Below are 23,390 nucleotides of genomic sequence, written 5' to 3'. Positions count from 1 at the left end.
GTTGCGGCGCGGTGCCGGGTCCGGCGCCGCTTCCTGGCAGACGTCCTGCGTTACTTCAGCAGCGTCATCTGCACGACCTTCACGATCACGAGGCCGACCGCGATCACGAGATAGCCGCGCAGCACGGCCATCCAGATCCGCGTCGCGACCGTCATGTTCTGCGGCTCAAGCGTTTCAAGCGGCGGCATGCGCCACGTATCGCGCAGCGAGCGATCGAGCGCCGGCTCGACCACGCGCTTGTTGCGGCGAATCAGGACCGTCGCGAGATAGCCGGTGATCGCGAGCACGGTGCCGCCCACCAGCACGTCGACGATCGCTTCGCCGCTGATATCCGGATACATCACCGATGCGGTCAGGATGATCGACAACAGCACGAGCACCCAGATCACCGCGCCCGTGAACACGTTGAGCTTCGTCGAGTTGACCCAGGGCCCAAGCACCTGGCGGTCGTTGCACAGCACGAGCAGGAACACGGTCGCGCTCGGCAGCAGCACGCCGGCCAGCGTCTGCACGGCTTCGGTCAGCAGGCCGAGCGGGCTGCCCGGGATCAGCACGAGCGTGGCCGCGGCCGCGACGATGCCGAAATAGACGAGATAGAAGCCCTTCGCATCGGTCACGCCGCGATGCAGCGAGTGACGGATCTTGAACACGTCGCCGATCGCATAGGCGGTCGACAACGACACGGCCGCCGCACCGATGATGCAGGCATCGAGCAGCGCGACCGCGAACAGCGTCGCGCTCGTGCGGCCTGCATACTTCTCGAGGCCCGCGATGATGCCGCCCGCGTCGGTGAAGTTGCCGGCTTCCGGACGGCCGTTGAACAGCGCGGCGCTGAAGCCGATCATGGCCACCGCACCGACCAGCACGAATGCGATGCCGATCCACAGGTCGGCCTTCTCGTACTTCATGAAGCGCGGCGTGATGCGCTTGTCGATCACGTAGCTCTGCTGGAAGAACAGCTGCCACGGCGCCACCGTCGTGCCGACGATGCCGATCACGAGCAGCATCACGTCCGACAGTTTCGCGTGCGCGGGCCAGTTCGGCACGAAGAAATCGCGCGTCATCTGCGCGACGGGCGGGTGGATCGACACGAGCACCGGCACGAGCAGCAGGCTCAGCACGCAAAGCCCGATCGCGAATCGCTCGAAGCGCCTGAAATCGCCGGTACTCACCGCGGCCATCGTCAGCGCGGCGGCCACGCACACGCCGGCTACCTTCGGCAATCCGAAGAAGTCGAGCACGAACGTGATGCCGATGAACTCGGTGACGATGGTCAGCGCATTGAGCAGGAACAGGTCGATCACGCTGAACGCACCCCAGAACTTGCCGAAGCGTTCGAAGATCAGGCGCGCGTGGCCGACGCCCGTCACCGCGCCGAGGCGCAGCACCATTTCCTGGTTCACGTACAGCACCGGCACGAGCAGCAGCAGCGTCCACAGCAACGTCGTGCCGTAGTTCTGGCCGGCCTGCGTGTAGGTGCCGAATGCGCCGGCGTCGTTGTCGCCGACCATCACGATCAGGCCGGGGCCGATGATCGCGAGCAACGTGCGCAGGCGCGCCCACCACGAGCCGCGCGCACCGGTGTCGTGGCGCTCGATCGTGCCGAGTGCACCGCGGATGTCGCCCAGGTGGGCTTCGTCGAGCACGGCGCTGCGTTCGACGGCGACCGGTGGAGAGACGTTGGATGGCGTGGACATGATGTGTTCCGTACGGCTAAGGGTTATTCGATTCGATAAGCGTGTGACCTTGGAATGCGCACGAGGCAACCGCTCGAAGGCGGATACGCGTGCGCATGCCGAGTCGCGCTCGGCACTTCTTTCAGCGGATCAACGATTTCAGCTGGTTCAGCAGGCGGGAAAACACCCGCGGACGGGCGTCGAGCGTCAGCATCGCGTCGTAGTGGTTGCGCGATTCCGTGACGTGCGGAAGGTTCGACAGCAGAAGGCCGAAGTTCATGGTCTGGCTCCGTGCGGCGACGGCAGGCGTGCCGGCCGCGTGGTGGGTGCGGGGCCAGTCCGGGGCCTGAACGACGAGTCAGGCTAGTCGGCCGGAGTGTCCCTGCGACCCGGGTTCAAAAGGGTCGGTGCATGCAACGGGCATAAGGGACAACTGTCACTGTCGTTCATGGCGGCTCCTATGCGGTGTTCCGGAAAACACGGTTGACCGCCGTCAGGCCTGCGGGCCGCCATTCGCGAGCATGGAACAAGCATGCGCGAACGCGGCCGCCTGCCGGGCGGCGGTGAAACCGGGCAACGCATGCGAGAACGCATCACGCTAACCGGCGCGAATCAGGGTGCACGTAGGAATTTGCTGCGGAATACTGCTGCGCGCACCGTTTGCCTGGGAGACAAACGGCGGCTTCGGTGAGGCGCGGACGTCGGTCGCTCAGGCGGAAATTTCGTTCGAAGATCGACTACTGCAGGCGTCCAAGGCGGCGGCCCCAAGAGTGAAGATGGCGGATTCTATGGACGGCCCGAAAGTGAAGTCAACCCCTCCAAACCCCATTTTTCGAAATAAATTTCCCCCTTTCCGCCACTGAAAGATTTGCCCTTGAAACGGCGTACCGGAACCTTTCAGCGCGTCACGGCGCGGTCAGGCACGCGACGCGTGCGAACAACGGCGCGGCACCCCACTGTGCGCGCCTCCCGTCCCTGCCCGGACGCCGTCGCGCCGCGGCGGTCCGTTGCGACGCGCACGCCACAGACGTCATCTTTTGTGCGTTTTTTACTTGCACCGCAGCAAAAGTCGCGACTACAATCCGCCCCAATTCATCAAGGGAGTCCCTCCGTGGACACATGCTCTAGTTGCAGTTCGATGCCGGTCCAGGCCGGCCAAGCCATCGCGAGATAGCAGCCAGACGCATGTCTTTCGCCGCTAGCTCGCATTCGTCGGGTTAGCGCGCTTCCTCCCGGGCCGGTCATCGCCGCCTCGCCAGTCGCACGCTCCGTTACGTTCCACCCTCCGATCGCAGGCCGCATCGTGCGCCCGCGCTCGAACACGTCGTCCGGCGTTTGCCGGACCGGACGGAGGTAGCGTCATGTTCTTTCAATCGTTCGCGCTCAAGCTCAAGCGCATCGTGCACGTCGCGTGCGACCGCTCGTTCGTTTCCGGCCTCTCGCCGCTCGCCCACGCGTTCAGCAACTGGCGCGGCATGGCGCTCACCCACGTGCCGGCGACGCCGCGCCCGCTCGACTGCGTACTGGTCGCCGTGATGGCAGCCGCGGTCGCGCTCGCCGCGCTGCTGTGCGCGGCCGCGTCGCGCCTCGGCTTCGCGCAGGTGTGGCGCGTCGGCGGCTGGCTGCCGTAACCCCATCGCCGCGCGGCGTGATCCACTCGCCCTGGGCCGCCGCGCGATCGTCTCGCCGCGTTTCCCGCATCACGTTTTCGTTTCTTCAGTCTAACTAATCAAATCATCGACGGAGCCCGCATGAAGAACCCTCTCTCTCCTGTCCCGCGCAAGCTTCGCGTCAACGCACTCGCCACGCTGCTGCTGTCGCTCGCCGCCACGCCCGCGTTCGCGCAGGCGTCGTCGCCGGCGGCAACCGGACCGACGGCCGGCACCAGCGACGCCGCCGCGCCCGCACAACAGGCCGCCGATGCTGCCGCGCCCGCCCCCACCGGTTTCTGGGAGCGGTCGAACCTGCTCGGCAACATGGGCGGCCTGCGCGACCTGCTCGGCGATCACGGCGTCACGCTGAGCCTGCAGGAAACCAGCGAGTACCTGTACAACACGTCCGGCGGCACGGGTCGCGGCGGCGCGTACCAGGGGCTCACGCAATTCGGCTTCAACGTCGATACCGGCAAGGCGATCGGCCTGCCGGGCGGCACGTTCAACGTGTCGGCGCTGCAGATCCACGGCACCAGCCTCACGCAGCGCTACCTGCAGACGCTGCAGACCGCGACCGGCATCGAGGCGACCTCGACCACGCGCCTGTGGGAGCTCTGGTACCAGCAGTCGCTGCTCGACGGCAAGGTCGACGTGAAGGTCGGCCAGCAGAGCGTCGACCAGGAATTCATGGTGAGCCAGAACGCGGCGACGTTCATGAACGCGACGTTCGGCTGGCCCGTGCTACCGTCCACCGACCTGCCGGCCGGCGGCCCCGCCTATCCGCTGTCGTCGCTCGGCGTGCGGCTGCGCGTGAAGCCGGCCGATGCATGGACCGCGATGATCGGCGTGTTCGACGGCAACCCGGCCGGCCGCACCGACGGCGACGCGCAGGTGCTGAATGCGCACGGCACCAACTTCAACCTGCGCAGCGGCGCGTTCGTGATCGGCGAAGTGCAGTACGCGCTGAACGCGCCGCCCGCCGATCCGAAGGCGCCGCAACCGGCCGGCCTGCCCGGCACGTACAAGCTCGGCTTCTGGTATCAGTCGCAGCACGCGAACGATCCGCGCTACGGCACCGACGGCCTGTCGCTCGCGAATCCGGCGAGCAACGGCACGCCCGCCACGCATCGCGGCAACTACGGGTTCTATGCGGTCGCGGACCAGATGGTGTGGCGGCCGTCGGCCGACAGCCCGCGCTCGGTCGGCGTGTTCGCGCGCGTGATGGGCTCGCCGGGCGATCGCAATATCGTCGACTTCGCCGCCAACGCGGGCGTGACAGTGAAGGCGCCGTTCGCCGGACGCGACAACGACGTCGCCGGCATCGCGGTCGGCTACGCGAAGATCGGCTCGCATGCGCGCGGCCTCGACGGCGACACCGGCGTGTACACGACGCCCGGCTATCCGGTGCGCCGCGCGGAGACGGTCGTCGAAGCGACCTACCAGTACCAGGTCACGCCATGGTGGCAGTTGCAAGCCGACCTGCAGCACTTCTTCCGCCCGGGCGGCGGCATCCCGAACCCGAACGCGGCCGGTGCACGCATCGGCGACGAGACGGTGGTCGGCGTACGCACGACGATCACGTTCTGACGCGAGCCGCATGAAGACACGGGCCGGACGGCCGCTTGCGCGACAGTCCGGCCCGTGTGCTTGCGCACCGTGCGGGCACATGGCCCGCGCCGCGTATTACTCGCCGTACAGCCCGAGCAGTTTCAGCGTGACGCCGTTGGTCCAGCCGAACCCGTCCTGCAGCGGATATTCGCCGCCTCCGCCGCCACCCGTGCCGGCGCCTTCGACCACGTATTTCTCGACGAGCTTGCCTTCGGTCGCATACACATGCTTCACGTCCGACAGGAAGCGCGTGCCGATCTCCTTCGCGAGCGCCGGTTCGCCATAGCGGCGCAGCCCGTCGATCGCGATCCACTGCAGCGGCGCCCAGCCGTTCGGCGCGTCCCACTGCTGGCCCGTGTTCTCGGTCGTCGTCGCGAGCCCGCCCGGCTGCAGCAACGTCTTGCGCACTTCGCGCGCGGTCGCCTTCGCGCGCTCGGGCCATGCGACGCCCGCGAACAGCGGATACAGCGTGGCCGCCGTCACGCCGTCGCGCGACTTGCGCAACTGCCAGTCATAGTCGCCGTAATAGCCGCGACGATTCCACAGATAGCGGTTGATTGCCGCTGCACGCCGCGCCGCGCGCCCGGAGAAGTCGGTCACGCATGCGATGTCGCGGGTGACCGTGCAGCCCTTCACGATCGTCGTCTCGAGATGGAACATCAGGCTGTTCAGGTCGACCGGCACGATCGACGTCGTGCGGATCGTCGCGAGCGTCTTGCCGTCGCCGAACCAGCGCGAGCTGTAGTCCCAGCCGCTTTCGGCGCCCGCGCGCAGGTCGCGGTACACCTCGTTCGCCGGACGGGAAGGCACGGATTTCGCGGTCGTCACGTCCTCGAGATACGACTCGTCGCGCGGCGTGTCGCTCGCATCCCAGTACCGGTTCAGTACCGTGCCGTCGGGCAGCACGACCACGTGGCGCGCGGCCTGCCCGCGCGGCGTCGTGGTTTCGCCCTGCATCCAGTACGCGTGCTCCTTGCGCAGTTCCGGCAGGTATTTCTGGTAGACCTTGTCGCCTTCCGCCTGTGCGGCGAGCGTGACCATGTACGCGAAGAACGGCGGCTGCGAGCGGCTCGCGTAATACGTGCGGTTACCGTTCGGGATGTGCCCGATCGTATCGATCAGACGTGCGAAGTTGTCGAGCATGTCGTCGACGAGATCCTCTCGTCCCGACACCTGCAGCCCGAGCATCGTGAAATAGGTATCCCAGTAGTAGCCTTCGCGGAAGCGGCCGCCCGGCACGACATACGGTTTCGGCATCGCGATCAGCGAACCGTACTGCGGCACCGTGACGCTCGTGCGCGTGAGCTGCGGCCACAGCCAGTCGATATGCTGGCGCAGCGTCTGGTTCGGCGGCGGCGTCACGCCGCTTTCCGGGGGCGGCGTGAAGTGCTGGCCGACGAACGTCTTCAGCGAAAAGCCCGGCTGCGATTTCTGTTGCTGATACAACTGCACGATCGTCGCGGGATCGGTATCGGGCGTCGCGTCGACGAAGGTTTTCTGGTCGGGATAGATCTGCGCGGTCTGCACCGCGACGAACAGGTCGCCGTAGAGCTGGCTCGGCGGTAGCAGCAGCGTGCCCGACGCGGGAGCCGCCGCAGCGGCAGTGGCCGCGACCGTGGACTGGCTGGCCGCCTGCGCAGCGGCCTGGTTCGCGTTGTCGGCCTGCGCGGCGCAGCCCGCGACGGCGAGATAGGCGACGGCCAGCGCGGCAGCCCAGCGCAGACGCGGCGCGGGTGGCGCAACACGTGAAGCGTGATGAACCGGGAAGCGAGAAGCAATCGATGCGGCACGACGTGACGTCATGGCGTGTCCCCTCCTTTCGATGGTGAGTGGATCGGCACGAGGTCTCGTTCGCGCGCGCGTTCGTCTCGATGGCCCTCGATCGATACGCGTCATGTTGTGGTGCGAATGGGTCCGACTGTCGCACAAAACGTGCACATCAAGCAAGTTTCGATTCGCGCGACTCGCGCAGGTAACCGCGTACCGCCCGCCACACGCGTGCTTCGAGCGCCGCCGCATCGGTCTCGCCGCGCGCGCCCGCCGCGTCGACGATCCCTTTCACGATCGCGAGCAGGTCGTGTGCGACGACGCCGGGTGCGGCGACACGCGGCGCATCGCGCTGCCCGAGCGCATGCAGCAGCGTCGCGTGGATGCGGTCTGCGACGCGCGCGGTGCGCGCACCGAGCGGCAGTCGCGCTTCCTCGAAATCGATCAGCCGCGCGAGCACCGGCCGGCGCATCTGGTGCGCGACGGCCCCGCGCACCAGCATGCGCAGCACGTCGTCGCACGACGCCAGCGCGGCTGCCCGGTCGACGTCGTCGAGCAGATGCGCACTCTCGCGCTCGACGAGCGCGGCCGTCAGCGCATCGCGGTTCGGGAAGTATTGATAGAGCGAGCCGATGCTCACACCGGCCAGCGCCGCAACGGCGTTCGTCGTGTATCCGTCGAAGCCGTCGCGCTCCAGAATGCGAGCAGCGGCCTCGACGATCGCGTCGACGGTGGCCACCGAGCGGCGCTGGCGCGGCGCCTTGCGGGGCGAAAGCGGGAGAGGCGAAGGCGATTCGGACATGGCGGGAATGCACGTTTCGAACATGAGCAAACGCTCATATTCTAGAAACGCCTTTCCACGCCGTCAAAGGGAATCACCATGATCCGGCCAACTTCGATCGTACGCACCGCAACCATGCCGTGAAGATGCGCGTCGGGCCGCTGTTCCCGAACACCCCTGCTGCAGCGCCAACTACGTCGAGCCGTTCCGGGATCGTTGCGTCGACAACGTCGGGATCCTGCCGTGCGTCGAAAACGCATCACATGCGTCGATCGACGACGAGGCCGCGCGGCCCGCCGGCCGGTTCCGTGTCGCACACCGACACGATCGTTGCGCCGTGCGTGCGCAGTCGTTCTTTCCATACGGTTCGCCGGAAAGGACGACTGTTGCAACATGCGGAACAACTGTTGTCACGCGTGACTCAGCGGTCACATTGTGGGCATAATGGCGTCTTTACCGCGCGCCCAGCCCATGTCGCCCGTCTTTCTAGCACCGCTCATCGTTGCCTGTGCGTTGTTCATGGAAAGCGTCGACGCGAACATCATCGTCACCGCACTGCCCGCGATGGCGAGGGACTTCGGGCACAACCCCGTCACACTGAACATTGCGATCACGGCCTATGTGGTCGGCCTCGGCGTGTTCATTCCGATCTGCGGCTGGCTCGCCGACCGCTTCAGCGCACGCTCCGTGTTCCGCACCGCGATCGGCATCTTCGTCGTCGGCTCGCTGATGTGCGCGGCCTCCAACTCCCTCGGCGTGCTCACGTTCGCGCGCTTCATCCAGGGCGTCGGCGGCGCGATGATGGTCCCGGTCGGCCGCATCATCATCTTCCGCGCAGTGCCGCGCTCCGATCTCGTGCGCGCGATGAACTACCTCGCGATTCCCGCGCTGTTCGGGCCCACGGTCGGGCCGCTCGTCGGCGGCTTCATCACGACCTACCTGCACTGGCGGATGATCTTCTTCATCAACGTGCCGATCGGTATCTACGGGATCTATCTCGCGAGCAAGCACATCGCGAACACCCACGAGCCCGATCCCGGCCCGCTCGACTGGTTCGGCTTCCTGCTGTCGGCCAGCGGCGCCGCGCTGCTGCTGATGGGCCTCACGCTGATCGACGGCGCGCTCACGTCGCGCTCGAACGCGCTCCTCATGTGCGCGGCCGGCACCGCGATGCTCGCGCTGTACGTGCCGTACGCGCGCCGCAAGGAGCGGCCGGTGCTCGACCTCAGTTTCCTGAAGATCCCGACATATCACGCGAGCGTCGTCGGCGGGTCGCTGTTCCGCATCGGCCTCGGCGCGGTGCCGTTCCTGCTGCCGCTCGCGCTGCAGGAAGGGCTCGGCATGACCGCGTTCCATTCGGGGCTCATCACGTGCGCGTCCGCGCTCGGCGGCGCGGTGAGCCGCTCGACGGCCACGCATACGCTGCGGCGCTTCGGCTTTCGCACGGTGCTGATCTACAACGCGGCCTTCGCGGGCCTCGCGATCGCCGCGTACGGCGTGTTCCATCCCGGCATGGCGACCTGGGCGATCTGGCTGATCGTGCTCGTCGGCGGCATCTTCCCCGCGCTGCAGTTCACGAGCCTGAACTCGATGATCTACGCGGATATTTCACCGCGCGACGCCGGCCGCGCGACGAGCCTCGGCAGCGTCGTGCAGCAGATGTCGCTCGGCCTCGGCGTGACGGTGGCCGGCCTCGTGCTGCACGTGTCGCACTGGCTGCAGGGCCATCAGAAGATGATGTGGTCGGATTTCTGGCCCGCGTTCCTGGTCGTCGGGCTGTGCTCGTTCGCATCGATTCCGATCACGCGGCGGCTGCCGCCCGGCGCCGGCGACGAAGTCGCGCGCGGCAAGCGGCAATAGCCAGCCGCAGGCTGGCCGGTGCGGCGGAATCGCGTGGTGGGGAAGTAGAAACAGGAAATACAAAAAAATCAGCGGACATCCACTCGGGGCCGGTGCACAGCCGCATGGATGTCCGCTCAGGGCTCCTGAATTCCCGATGGGGGTTGAGAATCCAGGATTCGCTTCCTGCGTGCCATGGACATATGTGCGTCGGAAGCGGAATCGTTGCGCGCACTTTTCGTCGCGCCATGAACTGCACTATAGGGAAACTTGCGAAACCCGTCTGTCAACCATTGTCAGACGCGTTGCAGCGGCGCGGCGCACACGTGCGCCGCTTTCGCGCTAAAGTGGTCCCCGATCGCCACCTTCGACCGCCCTTCCCATGCTTACGCTCTCGCCCGCCGCCGCCCGCGCGCTGCATCTCGCCGCGCAGGGCCTGCTGACGCCGCCCCGCCGCAAGGCGACCAAGGCCGACGTGCTCGACTCGATCCGCCGGATGGCGCAGTTGCAGATCGATACCATCCACGTCGTCGCGCGCAGCCCGTATCTCGTGCTGTTCAGTCGCCTCGGCGATTTCGCGCCGCAGTGGCTCGACGAACATCTCGCCGAGGCACGCCTGTTCGAGTACTGGTCGCACGAAGCGTGTTTCCTGCCGGTCGAGCAGTTCGGGCTGATGCGCTACAAGATGCTCGATCCGTCGGGGATGGGCTGGAAATACGCGGCCGAATGGCACGAGCAGAATCGTCCGGACATCGAACGGCTGCTCGCGCGGATTCGCGACGAGGGCCCGGTGCGGTCGGCCGATTTCACGCGCGAGGATGGCGCAAAGGGCAACGGATGGTGGGATCGCAAGCCGGAGAAACGGCACCTGGAGGTGCTGTTCACGACCGGCGACCTGATGGTGTCGGAACGCCGCAATTTCCAGCGCGTGTACGACGTGCGCGAACGCGTGCTGCCCGACTGGGACGACTCACGCGACCTGCCGCCGCGCGATGCGGTGCTGCCGGCACTGCTCGACTACACGTGCCGCGCACTCGGCGTCGTGCGTGCGGACTGGGTCGCCGACTACTACCGGCTGCCGCGACGCTCGTACCGCGAGGAACTGGAGCGGCTCGCGGAAGCCGGCGACCTGATTCCGGTGCAGATCGACGACTGGAAGGAACCCGCGTACGTGCATCGCTCGCTCGAGGCCTGGCTGCCGGCCGCCGAGGCCGACACGTTGCGCTCGACGGTCACGACGCTGCTGTCGCCGTTCGATCCGGTCGTCTGGGACCGGCGCCGCGCATCGACGTTGTTCGGCTTCGACTACACGATCGAATGCTATACGCCACAGCACAAGCGGCGCTACGGCTATTTCTGCCTGCCCGTGCTGCATCGCGGCCGGCTGGTCGGCCGCGTCGATGCGAAAGCGCATCGCACGCTGGGTACGTTCGAGCTGAAGGCGGTGCATGTCGAGCCGGGTGTGCGCTTCGGCACGGGGCTCGCGGCCGACGTTGCGAAGGCCGTGAAGAAACTCGCGGCATGGCACGGTACGCCCGAGGTGACGGTCGGGCATGCGCCGCCCGAACTGCTGAAGGCGCTGGCCGGCGCGTGACGGCGTCACGCTCACGCACCCGGCCGTCTCGGCGGCACACGCGCCGCCGGTTGCGGATCAGTCGCGCAGCTTGCGAAAACGCGGCGTGCCGTCCTCGAGGTTTCCGTTGAACATCGCTTCCGGGCGCACCCACAGCCCGCGCGCGTGCGGCCACAGGTGCTCGTACACGACCACCGATTCCTCGGTTTCGGAATGGCGCGCAACGCCGATGTAGCGGTACAGCCCGCCCTTGTAGTGACGGTGCGTCGCGAGTTGTTCGGCTTCCTGTTCGGTCATGATGGGCTTCTCTTCGGCAAAAACGGAAAGCGCGTATTGTATGCGCTGCGCCGCGCGTCAGCGTTTCGCGTAGATGTCCGGGCGGCGGATCTCCATCAACCGTTCGGGGTTCGCGGACGGCCCGAAGCCGACCGGGCGGTACAGCTCGTGCGCATCGGTCGTCACGAGCATGATGCGGCGCAGCCGCTGCACCATCTCCTGCGCGAACACATGGTCGATCAGCGCGCGGCCGTAGCCGTTGCCGCGTTCGGCCGGCAACACGAACACGTCGCACAGGTACGCGAACGTCGCGTGATCGGTGACGAGCCGCGCGAACCCGACGAGCCGGTCGCCGACATACGCGCCGAAGCACAGCGAGCCCTCGATCGCCTTCTCGACCACATCGCGCGGAATGCCCTGCGACCAGTACGCGTCGCGATGCAGAAAGTCGTAGATCGCGTCGATGTCGAGTTCGCGCTTGTCGGTGGAAAATCTCAGCGTGGCGGGTGCGGCTGCGGGCACGGCGGTTCTCCGGTCGGGGTCGGAAGGCGGAGCATCGACGATACCGCGCTGCGGGGCGGCGGACAAGGGACACCGCCAATCCGCTGCAGCTGAACACAGGTGCGGCGTCTTGCCGGATGGTGATGGGCGACTACGCCGGGCACCATTGCACCTGTACGAGTAGCGCGACCTCCATCTACCTTCGTCACGGCGCCGGCAACGTCTTGTCGGCCTTGCAACGCTTCAGCGGAAGCGGCTTCGCAGCGACGATCCTCGTCACCTCGCGCGAGTGCGGATCGATTTCCAGGTCGAGGCATGCGCAGCCGTAGCCGTGCTCTTCCGCGTTGGTGACGACCCAGCCTTGCGTCGACATGTCGGGCATCTCGTCGAGGCCCGGTACCGGCTCGTTGCCCATGGTCGACAACGTCCAGCTGCCGTCCTTGTCGACCAGCCACCAGTTGGCCGGCGTCGGATTCTCGAGCCATCCGCAACGTTTTACCGGAGCGGCAGCCGCTTCCGCAGCAGTAGTCAACGCGAGGGCCGCGCCGAGAACCCACATCGCACAACGGGTACGAGCGATTTTCATTTGATCGAATTCAGCCAGGAAGAAGCATCGGTAAACCGCCAGCGCGGACGCCGGACAGCATACCGGGCTTTCCTTCCTGCGGCGCGCGCCAGCCGACGCAAGGCACCCGAATCGGTGCAGCCGGTCGCGCGCTTCGCGGGCGGCTTCCGGTCGAAGCCGAGCATCCGGAAGACGCGAAGCCGTTGCGCGACGCTCTCGCATCGCCGCAGGCTCAGGCGCAAGCGACAGTGCAGGCACCGGCGCTCGATTCGGTGACAATGTCGCCTGTCCAATAACCCTGTCACGTCGCTTCATGACCTTCCGCCTCATCGCATTCGACTTCGACGGCACGCTCGCCGATTCGCTCGACAGCTTTCTCGCGGCGCTGTCGGAAGCGTCGCGCCTGCACGGCTTTCGCGACGCCACGCCCGAACTGCGCCCCGCGCTGCGCGGGATGTCGGCACGCGACATCATTCGCGCGCTCGACGTGCCGATGTGGAAAGTGCCGCGCGTGACGATCGACATGCGCCGCCTGATGCAGCCGCGCGTCGCGCAGGTGAGACTGTTCCCCGGCGTCGACGCGACGTTCGATGCGCTCGCCGCACGCGGCATCCGCATCGCGATCGCCACGTCCAACACCGAGGACATCGTGCGCGACCGGCTCGGCCCGCGCGCCAGTGCTCACGTCGACACCTTCGCGTGCGGCATTCCGCTGTTCGGCAAGGCGCGTCGCCTGCGCGCGCTCGTTCGCGAGGCCGGTGTACGTGCGGGCGAAGTGCTGTACGTCGGCGATGAAATCCGCGATGCCGACGCGGCACGACGCGCACACATTGCATTCCAGGGCGTAGCGTGGGGCTACACCGCACCCGACGCATTGCAGGCACATTGCGCGACGCCGTTGCTGACGCGCCTCGATGCATTGCTCGATCGCGTCTGACGCTTGCTCGCACATCGCATGCGCGCGCCGACACATCGCTCGACGTGCATGACACGACACGACAGCAAGACGATGAACGGCAGATGACACGCGCATGCATCTCATGCGTTGCATGCGCCACGTGCGCGCAAAAATTGCCGCCACCGCACGCGCACCAGGTACGCAATACCTGTTCGCGCACGTACGCCTCGTTTCGTCTTACCAACCGTTACACAAACCACAGCACGGTTGCACCTGCTACCCGACCGCTCTCCTAGAATCAGTCGGGCCGGGAAACACTTCGACCGGCGCCGCGGCAGAGCGGCGGTCGAATCCGGCCCGGGCGCGCCCGGTCTCTCGCACAGCTACGGATCACGTCATCCGTTTTTTAAACCAGAGCCCCGATCGAAAGGAGGTCCCATGAACCGCTTTCCCCACATCTCGCGCCTTGCATTGTCTGCCGCTGGCCTGCTTCTCGTCGCCGTGACGGCGACCGCGCAAACCGCCCAACCGGCACCCGCGCCTGCTGCGCCGGCCGCCGCCGCGACGCGCATCCACGAAGCCGACCAGGCGTTCATCACGGACGGCACGAAGACTGTATCGACGCAGCACGACGCGGCACGCATCGCCGATTCGCGCACGTCGGACAGCCAGGTCAAGGCCTTCGCGCAACGCGTGTCGACCGACGACGAAAAGATCATCCAGGCGATGCGTGCGGCGAGCCCGCGCGGTGTCGACGTGCCGGCCAACGATCCCGACACGGCCGTGCTGAACAGCATCAAGACCCTGCGCGGCGCCGAGTTCGACAAGGCGTATATCGAACAGGTCGCACTTGCCGGCCAGCAGAAGACGATCTCGGCATTCCAGGCCGAAATCGCATCGGGCCGCGACACGAAGCTGAAGGAAGTCGCACGCCAGTCGCTGCCGATCCTGCAAGCGCACTACGCAGACGCGCAGAAACTCGCACAGCGCCACCACCTCGCATCGGCGCAGTAACGCGATGCAGCGCCGCGCCTCGCGCGCGGCGCACCGCTTCCCCCTTCGTCGCGCTGCCGCCCCCCTGCCGTCGGCGCGACGCACGTCACACCTTACGTCGCAAGCTTCGCCGCCAGCCGCGCACTCACCTCCGGCCATTCGTCGTCGATGATGCTGAAACGCACCGAGTTGCGCTTGCGGCCGTCCGGCATGATCCGCTCGTGACGCACGATCCCTTCCTGCTTCGCACCGAGCCGCAGGATCGCCGCGCGCGATTTCTCGTTCAGCTCGTCGGTGGTGAACTGCACCCGCACGCATTGCAGCGTGTCGAACGCGTACGCGAGCAGCAGCCATTTCGCTTCGGTATTCGCACGCGTGCGCTGCGCCGACTCGCTCAGCCACGTATGGCCGATCTCGAGCTTGCGATTCTTGCGGTCGATCTTCCAGAAGCGCGTGCTGCCGATCACGCGGCCCGATGCGCGATCGACGATCGCGAACGGCATCACGGTGCCGGCCGCGCGCCCCTGCAATGCGGTCTCGATATAGGCATCGACCGTCTCCGCGCCCGGCACGACCGTGACCTTCAGGTTCCACAACTCGCCGTCGGCGGCGGCATCCAGCAGCGCCTGCCGGTCGGACGCGTCGAGCGGCCGCAGGACGACGCGTTCGCCGTAGAGGGTCGGTGGTTCGACGGAAGATGAAGCGTCGGTCATGACGGGATTCCGGAAAGTGAAGACGTTGGCGGCGAAACGCCCATGATACGGCGCCGCTAGCCGAGGTGCGCGGCCAGCCGGCGGCGGATCGCCTTCGCCTCGCCGCGCAGCGCGTCGGCGAACGCATCGACGAGCAGGCTTTTCGGCCGGTGCTCGGGCACGACCACGCTGACGCGGTACGGAAACGACCGCGTGAGCGGACGCACGTGCAGGTCGCGCCCGACGAAATCGAGCGCGGTCAGCGGATTGACGATCGCGGCACCGAGCCCCTGCCGCACGAACGCACACACCGACACGGCCGACGGCGTGTCGATCACCGAGCGCGGCGCGACGCCGAGTTGCGCGAACGCCTCGTCGATCAGGATGCGGTACGGATCGTTCAGCGACAGGCTCACGAACGGACGATCGGCGAGATCGAGCAGATCGATCGCGTCCTGCGCGAGCAGCGGATGGCCGGCGGGCAGCACGCACACTTCGTCGACCTCGAGCAGCGGCGTGAGCACCGTGCCGGCCGGCGCGACGTCGCGCTCGGTCAGGCCGAGGTCATAACGCTGCGCGGTGAGCCATTCCTCGAGCACCGGCGATTCCTGCGTCGCGACCGACACGCTGGCGCCCGCGTGAACCTCGTGAAAACGACGGCACGCGCCGGGCAGGATCGCATGCGAAAACGCCGGCAGCGCGATCACCGACAGCTGGCCGTCGCGAAATTCGCGCAGGCGCGCGGCCGTTGCCGCGACGCGTTCGAGCCCCACATAGGCGAGCCGCACGTCGTCGAACAGCGTGAGCGCGGCCATCGTCGGCCGCAGCCGGCCGTGCGTGCGCTCGAACAGCGCGAAGCCGACGACCTGCTCCATCCGCGCGAGCTCGCGGCTGATCGTCGGCTGCGACGTGTACAGCATCTCGGCCGCGCGCGTCGTGCTGCCGGTCACCATCAGCGCGCGGAAAACCTCGATATGACGGTGCGTAAGCATGGTCGCCTATATCAGAAATGAATCGAATCACGAAAAACCGACATTTTACTGTATAGCCGATCCGATGCATCATCGACGCTATCCGTTCATTCGATCCGATTCATCCGCCATGTCCCTCGATTCCCGCCAGCTCGCGACGCTCGCGCAGCAATACGGCACCCCGCTGTGGGTGTACGACGCCGACGTCATCCGCGACCGCATCGCCCAACTGCGCCAGTTCGACGTCATCCGCTATGCGCAGAAGGCCAACTCGAACGTCCATATCCTGAAGCTGATGCGCGAAGAAGGCGCATGCGTCGACGCCGTGTCGCTCGGCGAGATCGAGCGCAGCCTCGCTGCGGGCTTCAGTCCCGCAGGCGAGCCGGAAGGCGTCGTGTTCACGGCCGACCTGATCGACCGCCCGACGCTCGCGGCCGTGCTGAAGCATGGCGTGACGGTCAACGCCGGTTCGCTCGACATGCTCGCGCGCATCGGCGAGCACGCGCCGGGCCACCGCGTGTGGCTGCGCGTGAACCCCGGCTTCGGCCACGGCCACAGCAACAAGACCAACACCGGCGGCCCGCAGAGCAAGCACGGCATCTGGATCGACGACGTGCCGCGTGCGATCGAGATCGTGCGCCAGCATGGGCTGAAGCTCGTCGGCATCCACATGCATATCGGCTCGGGCGTCGACTACGGCCACCTGTCGCAGGTGTGCGATGCGATGGTCGATCTCGTCACGTCGCTCGGCCACGACATCGACGCGATCTCCGCCGGCGGCGGCCTGTCGATCCCGTATCGCGACGGCGAGCCGCGCGTCGACGTCGGCCACTACTTCAGCCAATGGGACGCCGCACGCAAGCGGATCGAGCGGCACCTCGGCCACCCGGTACGCATCGAGATCGAACCGGGCCGCTTCCTCGTGGCGGAAGCCGGCACGCTCGTTACCGAAGTGCAGGCGGTCAATCGCCGGCCGAAGCATGATTTCGTGCTGATCGACGCGGGCTTCAACGACCTGATGCGGCCGTCGATGTACGGCAGCTACCACGCGGTGTCCGTGCACGGGCACGACGGCACGCTGCCGGCCGGCCGTCCGTCCGTCGATCTCGCGATCGCGGGGCCGCTGTGCGAATCGGGCGACGTGTTCACGCAGGACGCGGGCGGCGTGGTCACGCACCGCAAACTGCCGCAGCCGCAGATTGGCGACCTGCTGTTCCTGCACGATGCGGGCGCGTACGGCGCGTCGATGTCGTCGAACTACAACAGCCGGCCGCTCGCGCCGGAAGTGCTCGTCGATCGCGGCACGCCGCGGCTGATCCGCCGCCGGCAGACGATCGAGGAACTGCTCGCGCTCGAAACGTTCGAGTAAAGCCACGTCGAGGAACGCGGCGCGCGTCACCCCGCGCGCTGCACCGGCGCCATCTTCGAGAAATACTTCGCGCCCGCCACGCAGCCGACCACGACGAGCGTCACGGCGACCATCGACGGCGGCACCGTCTCGTGCAGCAGGCCTGCCGCCAGCAGGAAGCCGAAGAACGGCTGCAGCAACTGCAGCTGGCCGACGCCCGCGATCCCGCCGAGCGCGAGCCCGCGATACCAGAACACGAAGCCGATCAGCATGCTGAACAGCGACACGTACGCGAGCCCCCACAATGCAGCGGCATCGACGGCGTCGAACGACGCGGGCCACGTGAGCCACGCGAGCGGCATCATCAGCGGCAGCGACAGCACGAGCGCCCACGAGATCACCTGCCAGCCACCGAGCTGGCGCGACAGGCGCGCGCCTTCCGCGTAGCCGAGTCCGCACGCGACGATCGCGGCCAGCATCAGCGCATCGCCGACGACCGACGCCTGCCCGCCGTTGCGCAGCGCAAATGCAGCCACCGCCCCGCTGCCGACGATCGAGAAGATCCAGAACGGCAGCCGCGGCCGCTCGCCGCCGCGCCATACGCCGAACAGTGCGGTTGCCAGCGGCAGCAGCCCGACGAACACGATCGCGTGCGCGGACGTCACGTGCTTCAGCGCCAGCGCCGTCAGCAGCGGAAAGCCGACCACGACGCCAAGCGCGACGATGGCCAGCGACACAGCCTCGACCCGCGTCGGCCGCCGCTGCTTCAGCACGAGGAGCAACAGCAGGCCGAGCGCACCGGCGATCGTCGCGCGTGCAAAGGTCAGGAACAACGGGTCGAGCCCCTGCACCGCGACACGCGTCGCCGGCAGCGAGCCACTGAAGATGATCACGCCCAGCAGGCCGCTGAGCCATCCATCGGTCGTCTTTTGCACGGGAAATCCTGAACGGGGAAAGTGGATGACCGATGATCCGCCGCCCGCGAAAGGCGCGTAAGCTACAGCCCGATACAATTCAGACAAACTGTACTGGACAACCGGCCGTACAGTTCACTCACCATGCGCCGAACCGCCCCGCCTCCCGTCCCGCCTGCAGCGTCGCGCACGCGCGTCGAAACCGTGATGGACACCTTGCGCGCGCGCATTGCGAGCCGCGCGCTGATGCCTGGCGCGCGCGTGCCGTCGATCCGGATGATGGCCGACAGCCTGGGCGTATCGAAATCGACGGTCGTCGACGCGTACGAACGGCTGGCGAGCGAAGGCGTGCTGGTCGCACGGCGCGGCTCGGGCTTTTACGTGTCGGGCCACGCGCCGCCGCTCGCGCTCGCCGATCTCGGCCCGCGCCTCGATCGCGAGCTCGATCCGCTGTGGCTGTCGCGCCAGTCGCTCGAAGCAGCGCCGACGTCGGTGAAGCCCGGTTGCGGCTGGCTGCCGTCGTCGTGGTTGCCGGACGAGAGCCTGCGCCGCGCGCTGCGCGCCGTGTCGCGCGACGACGCCGACGCGCTGACCGACTACGCGACGCCGCTCGGCCTGCCCGCGTTGCGCCAGCAGCTCGCCTGGCGGCTCGCGCAGCACGGCGTCCATGCGGAACCCGCGCAGATCATGCTGACCGACGGCGGCACGCATGCGCTCGATCTCGTGTGCCGCCTGCTGCTGGAACCCGGCGACACGGTCGTGCTCGACGATCCGTGCTACTTCAACTTCCAGGCGTTGCTGCGCGCCCACCGTGCACGGATCGTCAGCGTTCCGTACACGCCGAACGGTCCCGATCTCGTGCGCTTCGAGCAGGTGCTCGCCGAGCATCGCCCGCGCCTGTACATCACCAACGCGGCGCTGCACAACCCGACCGGCGCGACGCTTGCGCCGCCCGTCGCGCACCGGCTGCTGACGCTTGCGGCCGAGCACGGGCTGCTGATCGTCGAGGACGACATCTTCGCGGATTTCGAGAACGCTCCCGCGCCGCGCCTCGCGGCCTTCGACGGGCTGTCGCGCGTCGTGTCGATCGGCAGCTTCTCGAAGACACTGTCGGCCGCGATCCGCTGCGGCTTCGTCGCCGCGCGCCCGGAATGGATCGACGCGCTCGTCGACCTGAAGCTCGCGACGTCGTTCGGCAACGCGCAGATCGGCGCGAACGTCGTGCACCGGCTGTTGATCGACGGCACGTACCGGCGCCATCTCGACAGCCTGCACGCACGTCTTGCGGACGCGATGGGCGAAACGATCCGGCGCCTGACGCGCGCCGGGCTCGGCATCTGGACGGAGCCGCGCGGCGGCCTGTTCGTGTGGGCGGAATTGCCCGACGGGCTCGATGCCGCGCGCGTCGCGCGTCATGCGCTGGATCACGACGTCGTGCTGGCGCCCGGCAATGTGTTCAGTCCGTCGCATGGCGCGACGTCGTACATGCGCTTCAACGTTTCGCGCTGCAAGGGACCTGCGGTGTTCGATGCGCTCGCGCGGGCGATGGATGCGGTACGGGCGGGTGATCGCAGCGGCGTGCCGCTGGAGGCAGGCGGAAGGTAAATGCCCGAAGCTGGCATCGGGGGAGGTTTCATACCTCCCCCACCAGCCTCACACCTCGCCCGCGTGCGCCCTCGCCCGCACCTCGGCAAACGATGTATCGACAAGCAAGCGCCCGGTATCGAACACGGTCTCGAGCGCGTCGTCCCATTCGCCTTCCAGTGCACGGTCGTCCCACGCAACCGGCAGCGTCACAGTCCGATACTCGCCGGTGCAGCGATTGCGCAGCAACGTGAGCCGCCCCTTCTTCGAACGCTTGCCCTGATCGGTGACCGGATCCTTGCGGACGTCGTGCCACGCGCCGCCGCGCCGGATCGCCGAGCACTTCATCGCGAAACGCTGCGTATCGCGGTTGACCCGCTGCAACAGCGCACCGCCCATGCCGAACACGAGGTTGCCGGCCGCGTAGCCCGCATCGTCGAGCGCGGAGAGAATCGCTTCGATCGACGCCTCGTCGACACCGTCGCCCTGGATCACGCGCACACGGTTCAGCACCCGCCGCCCTTTTCCATTGACGGTCGAACCGAACGATGCATCGAGCGCACGCACGGTCTGCAGCACGATCGTCACGGGGTCGCCCGAATCGGGACGCACGACGAGCGTCGCACCCGAATCGAGCACGGCCTGCCGAAGCTCGCCGCCCCACATATCGAGTGCGGCGAACAGATCGTAGGAGTCCGATACGACCGATACGATCGCACCCGGCAAGCCGAATCGATTGATCATGTTCCGGTACGCATCGGCCTCGCCTTCGCGGCCCCACGACGTGATCGTGCTGTGCTCGGCCGCCGGCACCGAGTACGCGGCCATCGGCTCGCGATAGAAACGGTTCGCGGCCAGCACGCCGAGCACCGTGTCCGAGCCCATGAAGTTCACGAGGTGCGCGGCGCCGCCGATCGCGGCCGACTCCGCGCTCGACACGCCGCGCGCGCCGAAGTCGTGCAGCTTGAACGGCAGTTGCGCGAGATCGTCGTCGGTCTTTTCGAGGAAGCGGCGGATCGTCTGCCGCAGGTGCCAGCTGCGGGTCGCGACCGTCACCGGATACCAGATGCGCAGCAGCATCGTCTCGAGATACGACGCGAGCCAGAACACCTGCGGATCGTCGCATTCGACAGTCATCAGCACGTTGTGCACCGGTACGACCGAACCCTCGGGCACCGCGCGGATCTTCACCGGCAGGTAGCCGTCGTAGCGTTCGACGATGTAGCGCCACCCCGCTTCGTTGAACGGCACGCCGTGCACCGCGAAGAAATCGCGTGCGTCGTCGATCATCGCGTGCGTGACCGGCTTGCACAGATATTCCTTCAGCAACATCTGCAGGCCGAAGAACACCGTGCGGTCGTAGCGGCCGCCGCGCGATTCGACATACGAGAACATCGCCGACGCGTCGGGCGGATATTGCAGGAAGTGCGAAGCCTTGTAGGAATCCGTATTGAGGATCGGATTGGCGAGAACCGCGGCAAGGCCGCCGAGATCGTTTTGCATGGCTAGAGCTCCTCTAGGCCGTTGAAGTGCCGCCGCGTCTGTCGCGGCGGACGGAATGCGGGGAATCAGCGGATCACAGCTTCCCCAGGAAGTGATACGCGATGTCGAAGTGATCCTCGAACATCACGTTGCGCATCTGCGCGAATTCGTTGAGCGGCACCCAGCGCGCCTTGTCGGCATCGTCGCTGCCCTTCACGCGCGGCAGCTCGCCGGTCGGGAAGTTGAACAGGCACGCGTGCGTGATCGTGCGGCCGCGCAGCGAGCGCGTCGGGTGATCGAACACCTGGCGATCCTTGATCGAGCCGCGCAGCACGGGCTCCGGCAGCTTGAGGCCGGTTTCCTCGCGCAGTTCGCGGATGCAGGCCGCATCGAGCCGCTCGTCCTGGTTCACGAACCCGCCCGGCAGTGCCCACAGGCCGCGGCCCGGCTCGCTGCGGCGACGCACGAGCAGGATGTGGCCCGAGTGCACGACCACCGCGTCGACCGTCACGAACGTGACGGGATACGGTGCGGCCGCCCACGCCTTGCGATACGCGGCAATGAATTCGGCTTCCGACTTCAGCTGCGCGAATTCCGGCTGCGTGCGAAAACGCTCGAGCCAGCCGAACACGGGTTCCGGCACGGCCCACTGCACGAAACTGTTGGTGCGTTCGGCGAAATACTGGTCGCGGATCTCGGTGGCGGAAATGTCTTCCGTCGCGTCGACGTCGACGAGCTCCCATTGCGGGAACATCCGCAGGTAATACGACGTGGCGTCCTTCTCGTGGCCGATCAGCCCGACCTTGCGCTGTGCGATGTCGCCGAGCGTGGATGCGACGGCGTCCTGCACCCAGCGCACCCAGTCGCCGTCGTTGTACGTCGAATCCTGCAGCGGCGCGATCGTCACGCGGTCGCGCTCGGACGCGTCGAGCAGCGAAGCCAGCATCTGGCGGCGCTCGTCGAACGAGAACGGATCCTTGATGGTGCGGGGCTTGTCGGTCGACCCGATCAGCACGCACACGCGCTCGGCCCGGCTCAGTGCCGACTTCAGCACGTTCAGGTGACCACGATGCGGAGGCTGGAAACGACCAATGAAAACGAGCGCGTCGAAGCGCCGGTTCTGTTGCGTACTCATGAGGCTCCCTCAAGAGATTGAAACGCTCCGGGTCTGTCCCGAAGGGTTGTATTGAATCCTAGGTGAAATCCCGAGGTGCGTCAATCGCGCCCGTTCGAGCACACGCTCGACTTGACGAAGTCTGACGAAACGCGCGTTTTTGGCGGGTTACACTCGATTTCATCCTAATCCGCGCCCTTGCCCGCCATCATGAGGATCTCAGTCAGCCGGACCGTCGGCGTCGATCGCAGGCGCCTCTTCACGTGGTCGCAGGATTACGCGCGGCGGCTCGTGTGGGACAGTTTCCTCACCGACGCCTATCTGCTCGACGGAACGACGGCCGACGTCGGCGTCGACGCGTTCTGCCGCAGCCAGTCGGGCGCGACGATGGTGTCGCGCTACATCTCGTACCGGCCGCCGCAGGTCGCCGCCGTCGAAATGGTCGAAGGGCCCAAGGTGCTCGAACGCTTCAGCGGCAGCTGGAATTTCACCGAACACACGCCCGGGTCGACCGAGGTGAAGTTCACGTACAACTTCCGCGCCCAGCCGTCCTGGCTGCGCTGGCTGCTCGAACCGCTGATCGGCGCGTTCTATCTCGTCCAGACGCGCCGGCGTCTCGATTCGTTCAAGCGCTGGGCCGAGGCCGAAGCGCTGCCGCACTGACCGGCGCGCGCCGCCGCGTCAGATGACAGCCGCGTGACAATCGTCCGCGCCGATCGCCTGAACCGCGGCGACACGGCGCTCGACCCGAACCGCACGCTAGCGCGTCTCGAACGTTTCCGCGCCCGATGCGCGGCGCAGCGTCACTTCCATACCGGTCAGCCATCCTGACGATTTCAGGATCGGGCGCGCGATCGCGTACAGGCGGTCGGCGCTGGCGCCATGGAAATACAGATACCCGTCGTTGCCGTCGCGATGGAGTTCGGTCTCGCCGAGTTCACCCGCGCCTGCCTGCCGCACCGCGCGATCCAGCCGCTGCTCCAGCGCGTGAAGCCGCGCGTTGTCCTTCTCGTCGTAGTCGAAGTGGACCATCACGACCGGCCCGGCCGGCCTCGGCTTCGGCGGCGCCTCGGCCGCAACGTTGCCGGTGAACAGCGCGAAGACGAACGGCGCGACGAATCGGGTTCTTTCAAACACGGCGATCGAGGTGCGAAAT

At 67.0% G+C, this 23,390-nt stretch carries 22 protein-coding genes; 9 read left to right on the top strand and 13 right to left on the bottom strand.

Going from position 1 to position 23,390, the window contains the following annotated elements; translation table 11 throughout:
* Positions 1–50 precede the first annotated feature (50 nt).
* On the bottom strand, positions 51–1,697 hold the full coding sequence (locus DIE03_RS09460) for an Nramp family divalent metal transporter (RefSeq protein ID WP_124449633.1): 1,647 nt from the start codon (positions 1,695–1,697) through the stop codon (positions 51–53).
* 121 nt (positions 1,698–1,818) lie between these two features.
* Positions 1,819–1,956, bottom strand: coding sequence for a hypothetical protein (locus DIE03_RS38210; protein WP_165765561.1), 138 nt, complete (start codon positions 1,954–1,956; stop codon positions 1,819–1,821).
* A 1,081-nt stretch (positions 1,957–3,037) separates the two neighbouring features.
* On the opposite strand from DIE03_RS38210, the gene DIE03_RS09455 reads away from it, so the two are divergent.
* Both DIE03_RS09455 and DIE03_RS09450 read left to right on the top strand, forming a co-directional pair.
* Entirely contained in the window at positions 3,038–3,307 is a 270-nt protein-coding gene (locus DIE03_RS09455; RefSeq protein ID WP_124449631.1) for a hypothetical protein, read from the top strand.
* A 120-nt stretch (positions 3,308–3,427) separates the two neighbouring features.
* Complete coding sequence (locus DIE03_RS09450) at positions 3,428–4,915, top strand: carbohydrate porin (RefSeq protein WP_124449629.1); 1,488 nt, start codon at positions 3,428–3,430, stop codon at positions 4,913–4,915.
* Positions 4,916–5,011: 96 nt separating this feature from the next.
* Here DIE03_RS09450 and treA read toward each other — a convergent pair whose 3' ends face one another.
* On the bottom strand, positions 5,012–6,739 hold the full coding sequence (treA, locus tag DIE03_RS09445) for an alpha,alpha-trehalase TreA (RefSeq protein ID WP_124449627.1): 1,728 nt from the start codon (positions 6,737–6,739) through the stop codon (positions 5,012–5,014).
* Positions 6,740–6,875: 136 nt separating this feature from the next.
* The gene (locus DIE03_RS09440) at positions 6,876–7,505 is read right to left on the bottom strand and encodes a TetR/AcrR family transcriptional regulator (protein WP_124449625.1); all 630 of its coding nucleotides are present in this window, start codon (positions 7,503–7,505) and stop codon (positions 6,876–6,878) included.
* Between the two features lie 450 nt (positions 7,506–7,955).
* Here DIE03_RS09440 and DIE03_RS09430 point away from each other — a divergent pair, with 450 nt between their 5' ends.
* Both DIE03_RS09430 and DIE03_RS09425 read left to right on the top strand, forming a co-directional pair.
* Complete coding sequence (locus DIE03_RS09430; protein WP_124449623.1) at positions 7,956–9,344, top strand: MFS transporter; 1,389 nt, start codon at positions 7,956–7,958, stop codon at positions 9,342–9,344.
* Between the two features lie 361 nt (positions 9,345–9,705).
* Entirely contained in the window at positions 9,706–10,917 is a 1,212-nt protein-coding gene (locus DIE03_RS09425) for a winged helix-turn-helix domain-containing protein (protein ID WP_124449621.1), read from the top strand.
* Positions 10,918–10,974: 57 nt separating this feature from the next.
* Here DIE03_RS09425 and DIE03_RS09420 read toward each other — a convergent pair whose 3' ends face one another.
* From DIE03_RS09420 to DIE03_RS38205, 3 genes are all read right to left on the bottom strand, one after another.
* A complete protein-coding gene (locus DIE03_RS09420) occupies positions 10,975–11,193 on the bottom strand; it encodes a DUF1653 domain-containing protein (RefSeq protein WP_006480837.1) in 219 nt (72 codons plus the stop codon).
* A 57-nt stretch (positions 11,194–11,250) separates the two neighbouring features.
* Entirely contained in the window at positions 11,251–11,694 is a 444-nt protein-coding gene (locus tag DIE03_RS09415; RefSeq protein ID WP_124449619.1) for a GNAT family N-acetyltransferase, read from the bottom strand.
* Positions 11,695–11,878: 184 nt separating this feature from the next.
* Positions 11,879–12,553 (bottom strand): DUF4087 domain-containing protein, encoded by a 675-nt coding sequence (locus DIE03_RS38205; RefSeq protein WP_185658133.1) that lies wholly within the window; start codon positions 12,551–12,553, stop codon positions 11,879–11,881.
* On the opposite strand from DIE03_RS38205, the gene DIE03_RS09400 reads away from it, so the two are divergent.
* Together DIE03_RS09400 and DIE03_RS09395 are read left to right on the top strand one after the other, a co-directional pair.
* A complete protein-coding gene (locus tag DIE03_RS09400; RefSeq protein WP_124449615.1) occupies positions 12,552–13,175 on the top strand; it encodes an HAD hydrolase-like protein in 624 nt (207 codons plus the stop codon). The two genes, DIE03_RS38205 and DIE03_RS09400, sit on opposite strands and share 2 nt — an antisense overlap.
* Positions 13,176–13,574: 399 nt before the next feature.
* A complete protein-coding gene (locus tag DIE03_RS09395; RefSeq protein ID WP_124449613.1) occupies positions 13,575–14,150 on the top strand; it encodes a DUF4142 domain-containing protein in 576 nt (191 codons plus the stop codon).
* Between the two features lie 92 nt (positions 14,151–14,242).
* Here the strand turns inward: DIE03_RS09395 and DIE03_RS09390 are convergent, their stop codons facing one another.
* Together DIE03_RS09390 and DIE03_RS09385 are read right to left on the bottom strand one after the other, a co-directional pair.
* Positions 14,243–14,842, bottom strand: coding sequence for a GNAT family N-acetyltransferase (locus tag DIE03_RS09390; protein ID WP_124449611.1), 600 nt, complete (start codon positions 14,840–14,842; stop codon positions 14,243–14,245).
* Positions 14,843–14,898: 56 nt separating this feature from the next.
* Positions 14,899–15,813 carry a LysR family transcriptional regulator gene (locus DIE03_RS09385; protein WP_124449609.1) on the bottom strand — a complete coding sequence of 305 codons (915 nt, stop codon included), beginning with the start codon at positions 15,811–15,813 and terminating at the stop codon, positions 14,899–14,901.
* A gap of 109 nt (positions 15,814–15,922) precedes the next feature.
* Between DIE03_RS09385 and lysA the strand changes: the two genes are divergently transcribed.
* The gene (gene lysA, locus DIE03_RS09380; protein ID WP_124449607.1) at positions 15,923–17,161 is read left to right on the top strand and encodes a diaminopimelate decarboxylase; all 1,239 of its coding nucleotides are present in this window, start codon (positions 15,923–15,925) and stop codon (positions 17,159–17,161) included.
* Between the two features lie 26 nt (positions 17,162–17,187).
* On the opposite strand, the gene DIE03_RS09375 is transcribed toward lysA, so the two are convergent.
* On the bottom strand, positions 17,188–18,075 hold the full coding sequence (locus DIE03_RS09375; protein WP_124449605.1) for a DMT family transporter: 888 nt from the start codon (positions 18,073–18,075) through the stop codon (positions 17,188–17,190).
* A 123-nt stretch (positions 18,076–18,198) separates the two neighbouring features.
* On the opposite strand from DIE03_RS09375, the gene DIE03_RS09370 reads away from it, so the two are divergent.
* The gene (locus DIE03_RS09370; RefSeq protein ID WP_124449603.1) at positions 18,199–19,659 is read left to right on the top strand and encodes a PLP-dependent aminotransferase family protein; all 1,461 of its coding nucleotides are present in this window, start codon (positions 18,199–18,201) and stop codon (positions 19,657–19,659) included.
* A 48-nt stretch (positions 19,660–19,707) separates the two neighbouring features.
* Here DIE03_RS09370 and DIE03_RS09365 read toward each other — a convergent pair whose 3' ends face one another.
* Both DIE03_RS09365 and DIE03_RS09360 read right to left on the bottom strand, forming a co-directional pair.
* On the bottom strand, positions 19,708–21,141 hold the full coding sequence (locus tag DIE03_RS09365; RefSeq protein WP_124449601.1) for a nicotinate phosphoribosyltransferase: 1,434 nt from the start codon (positions 21,139–21,141) through the stop codon (positions 19,708–19,710).
* 73 nt (positions 21,142–21,214) lie between these two features.
* Positions 21,215–22,255 carry a bifunctional nicotinamide-nucleotide adenylyltransferase/Nudix hydroxylase gene (locus DIE03_RS09360; protein ID WP_124449599.1) on the bottom strand — a complete coding sequence of 347 codons (1,041 nt, stop codon included), beginning with the start codon at positions 22,253–22,255 and terminating at the stop codon, positions 21,215–21,217.
* Positions 22,256–22,444: 189 nt separating this feature from the next.
* Here DIE03_RS09360 and DIE03_RS09355 point away from each other — a divergent pair, with 189 nt between their 5' ends.
* Positions 22,445–22,897, top strand: coding sequence for a type II toxin-antitoxin system RatA family toxin (locus DIE03_RS09355; RefSeq protein ID WP_124449597.1), 453 nt, complete (start codon positions 22,445–22,447; stop codon positions 22,895–22,897).
* A 96-nt stretch (positions 22,898–22,993) separates the two neighbouring features.
* On the opposite strand, the gene DIE03_RS09350 is transcribed toward DIE03_RS09355, so the two are convergent.
* Positions 22,994–23,371: a hypothetical protein gene (locus DIE03_RS09350; protein ID WP_124449595.1), complete on the bottom strand. Its 378-nt coding sequence runs from the start codon at positions 23,369–23,371 to the stop codon at positions 22,994–22,996.
* Positions 23,372–23,390: the final 19 nt, after the last annotated feature.

It is taken from the genome of Burkholderia sp. Bp8992, assembly GCF_003853705.1.
Classification (GTDB): domain Bacteria; phylum Pseudomonadota; class Gammaproteobacteria; order Burkholderiales; family Burkholderiaceae; genus Burkholderia.
The sequence above is the reverse complement of the archived record's forward strand: the minus strand, read 5'-3'. Positions and strand labels throughout refer to the sequence as shown.

Excerpts from the sequence above, each read along its gene's own strand:
- DIE03_RS09460 (WP_124449633.1), bottom strand. The coding sequence starts at position 1,697 with ATGTCCACGCCATCCAACGTCTCTCCACCGGTCGCCGTCGAACGCAGC.
- DIE03_RS38210 (WP_165765561.1), bottom strand. The coding sequence starts at position 1,956 with ATGAACTTCGGCCTTCTGCTGTCGAACCTTCCGCACGTCACGGAATCG.
- DIE03_RS09455 (WP_124449631.1), top strand. The coding sequence starts at position 3,038 with ATGTTCTTTCAATCGTTCGCGCTCAAGCTCAAGCGCATCGTGCACGTC.
- DIE03_RS09450 (WP_124449629.1), top strand. The coding sequence starts at position 3,428 with ATGAAGAACCCTCTCTCTCCTGTCCCGCGCAAGCTTCGCGTCAACGCA.
- treA (WP_124449627.1), bottom strand. The coding sequence starts at position 6,739 with ATGACGTCACGTCGTGCCGCATCGATTGCTTCTCGCTTCCCGGTTCAT.
- DIE03_RS09440 (WP_124449625.1), bottom strand. The coding sequence starts at position 7,505 with ATGTCCGAATCGCCTTCGCCTCTCCCGCTTTCGCCCCGCAAGGCGCCG.
- DIE03_RS09430 (WP_124449623.1), top strand. The coding sequence starts at position 7,956 with ATGTCGCCCGTCTTTCTAGCACCGCTCATCGTTGCCTGTGCGTTGTTC.
- DIE03_RS09425 (WP_124449621.1), top strand. The coding sequence starts at position 9,706 with ATGCTTACGCTCTCGCCCGCCGCCGCCCGCGCGCTGCATCTCGCCGCG.
- DIE03_RS09420 (WP_006480837.1), bottom strand. The coding sequence starts at position 11,193 with ATGACCGAACAGGAAGCCGAACAACTCGCGACGCACCGTCACTACAAG.
- DIE03_RS09400 (WP_124449615.1), top strand. The coding sequence starts at position 12,552 with ATGACCTTCCGCCTCATCGCATTCGACTTCGACGGCACGCTCGCCGAT.
- DIE03_RS38205 (WP_185658133.1), bottom strand. The coding sequence starts at position 12,553 with ATGAAGCGACGTGACAGGGTTATTGGACAGGCGACATTGTCACCGAAT.
- DIE03_RS09395 (WP_124449613.1), top strand. The coding sequence starts at position 13,575 with ATGAACCGCTTTCCCCACATCTCGCGCCTTGCATTGTCTGCCGCTGGC.
- DIE03_RS09390 (WP_124449611.1), bottom strand. The coding sequence starts at position 14,842 with ATGACCGACGCTTCATCTTCCGTCGAACCACCGACCCTCTACGGCGAA.
- DIE03_RS09385 (WP_124449609.1), bottom strand. The coding sequence starts at position 15,813 with ATGCTTACGCACCGTCATATCGAGGTTTTCCGCGCGCTGATGGTGACC.
- lysA (WP_124449607.1), top strand. The coding sequence starts at position 15,923 with ATGTCCCTCGATTCCCGCCAGCTCGCGACGCTCGCGCAGCAATACGGC.
- DIE03_RS09370 (WP_124449603.1), top strand. The coding sequence starts at position 18,199 with ATGCGCCGAACCGCCCCGCCTCCCGTCCCGCCTGCAGCGTCGCGCACG.
- DIE03_RS09365 (WP_124449601.1), bottom strand. The coding sequence starts at position 21,141 with ATGCAAAACGATCTCGGCGGCCTTGCCGCGGTTCTCGCCAATCCGATC.
- DIE03_RS09360 (WP_124449599.1), bottom strand. The coding sequence starts at position 22,255 with ATGAGTACGCAACAGAACCGGCGCTTCGACGCGCTCGTTTTCATTGGT.
- DIE03_RS09355 (WP_124449597.1), top strand. The coding sequence starts at position 22,445 with ATGAGGATCTCAGTCAGCCGGACCGTCGGCGTCGATCGCAGGCGCCTC.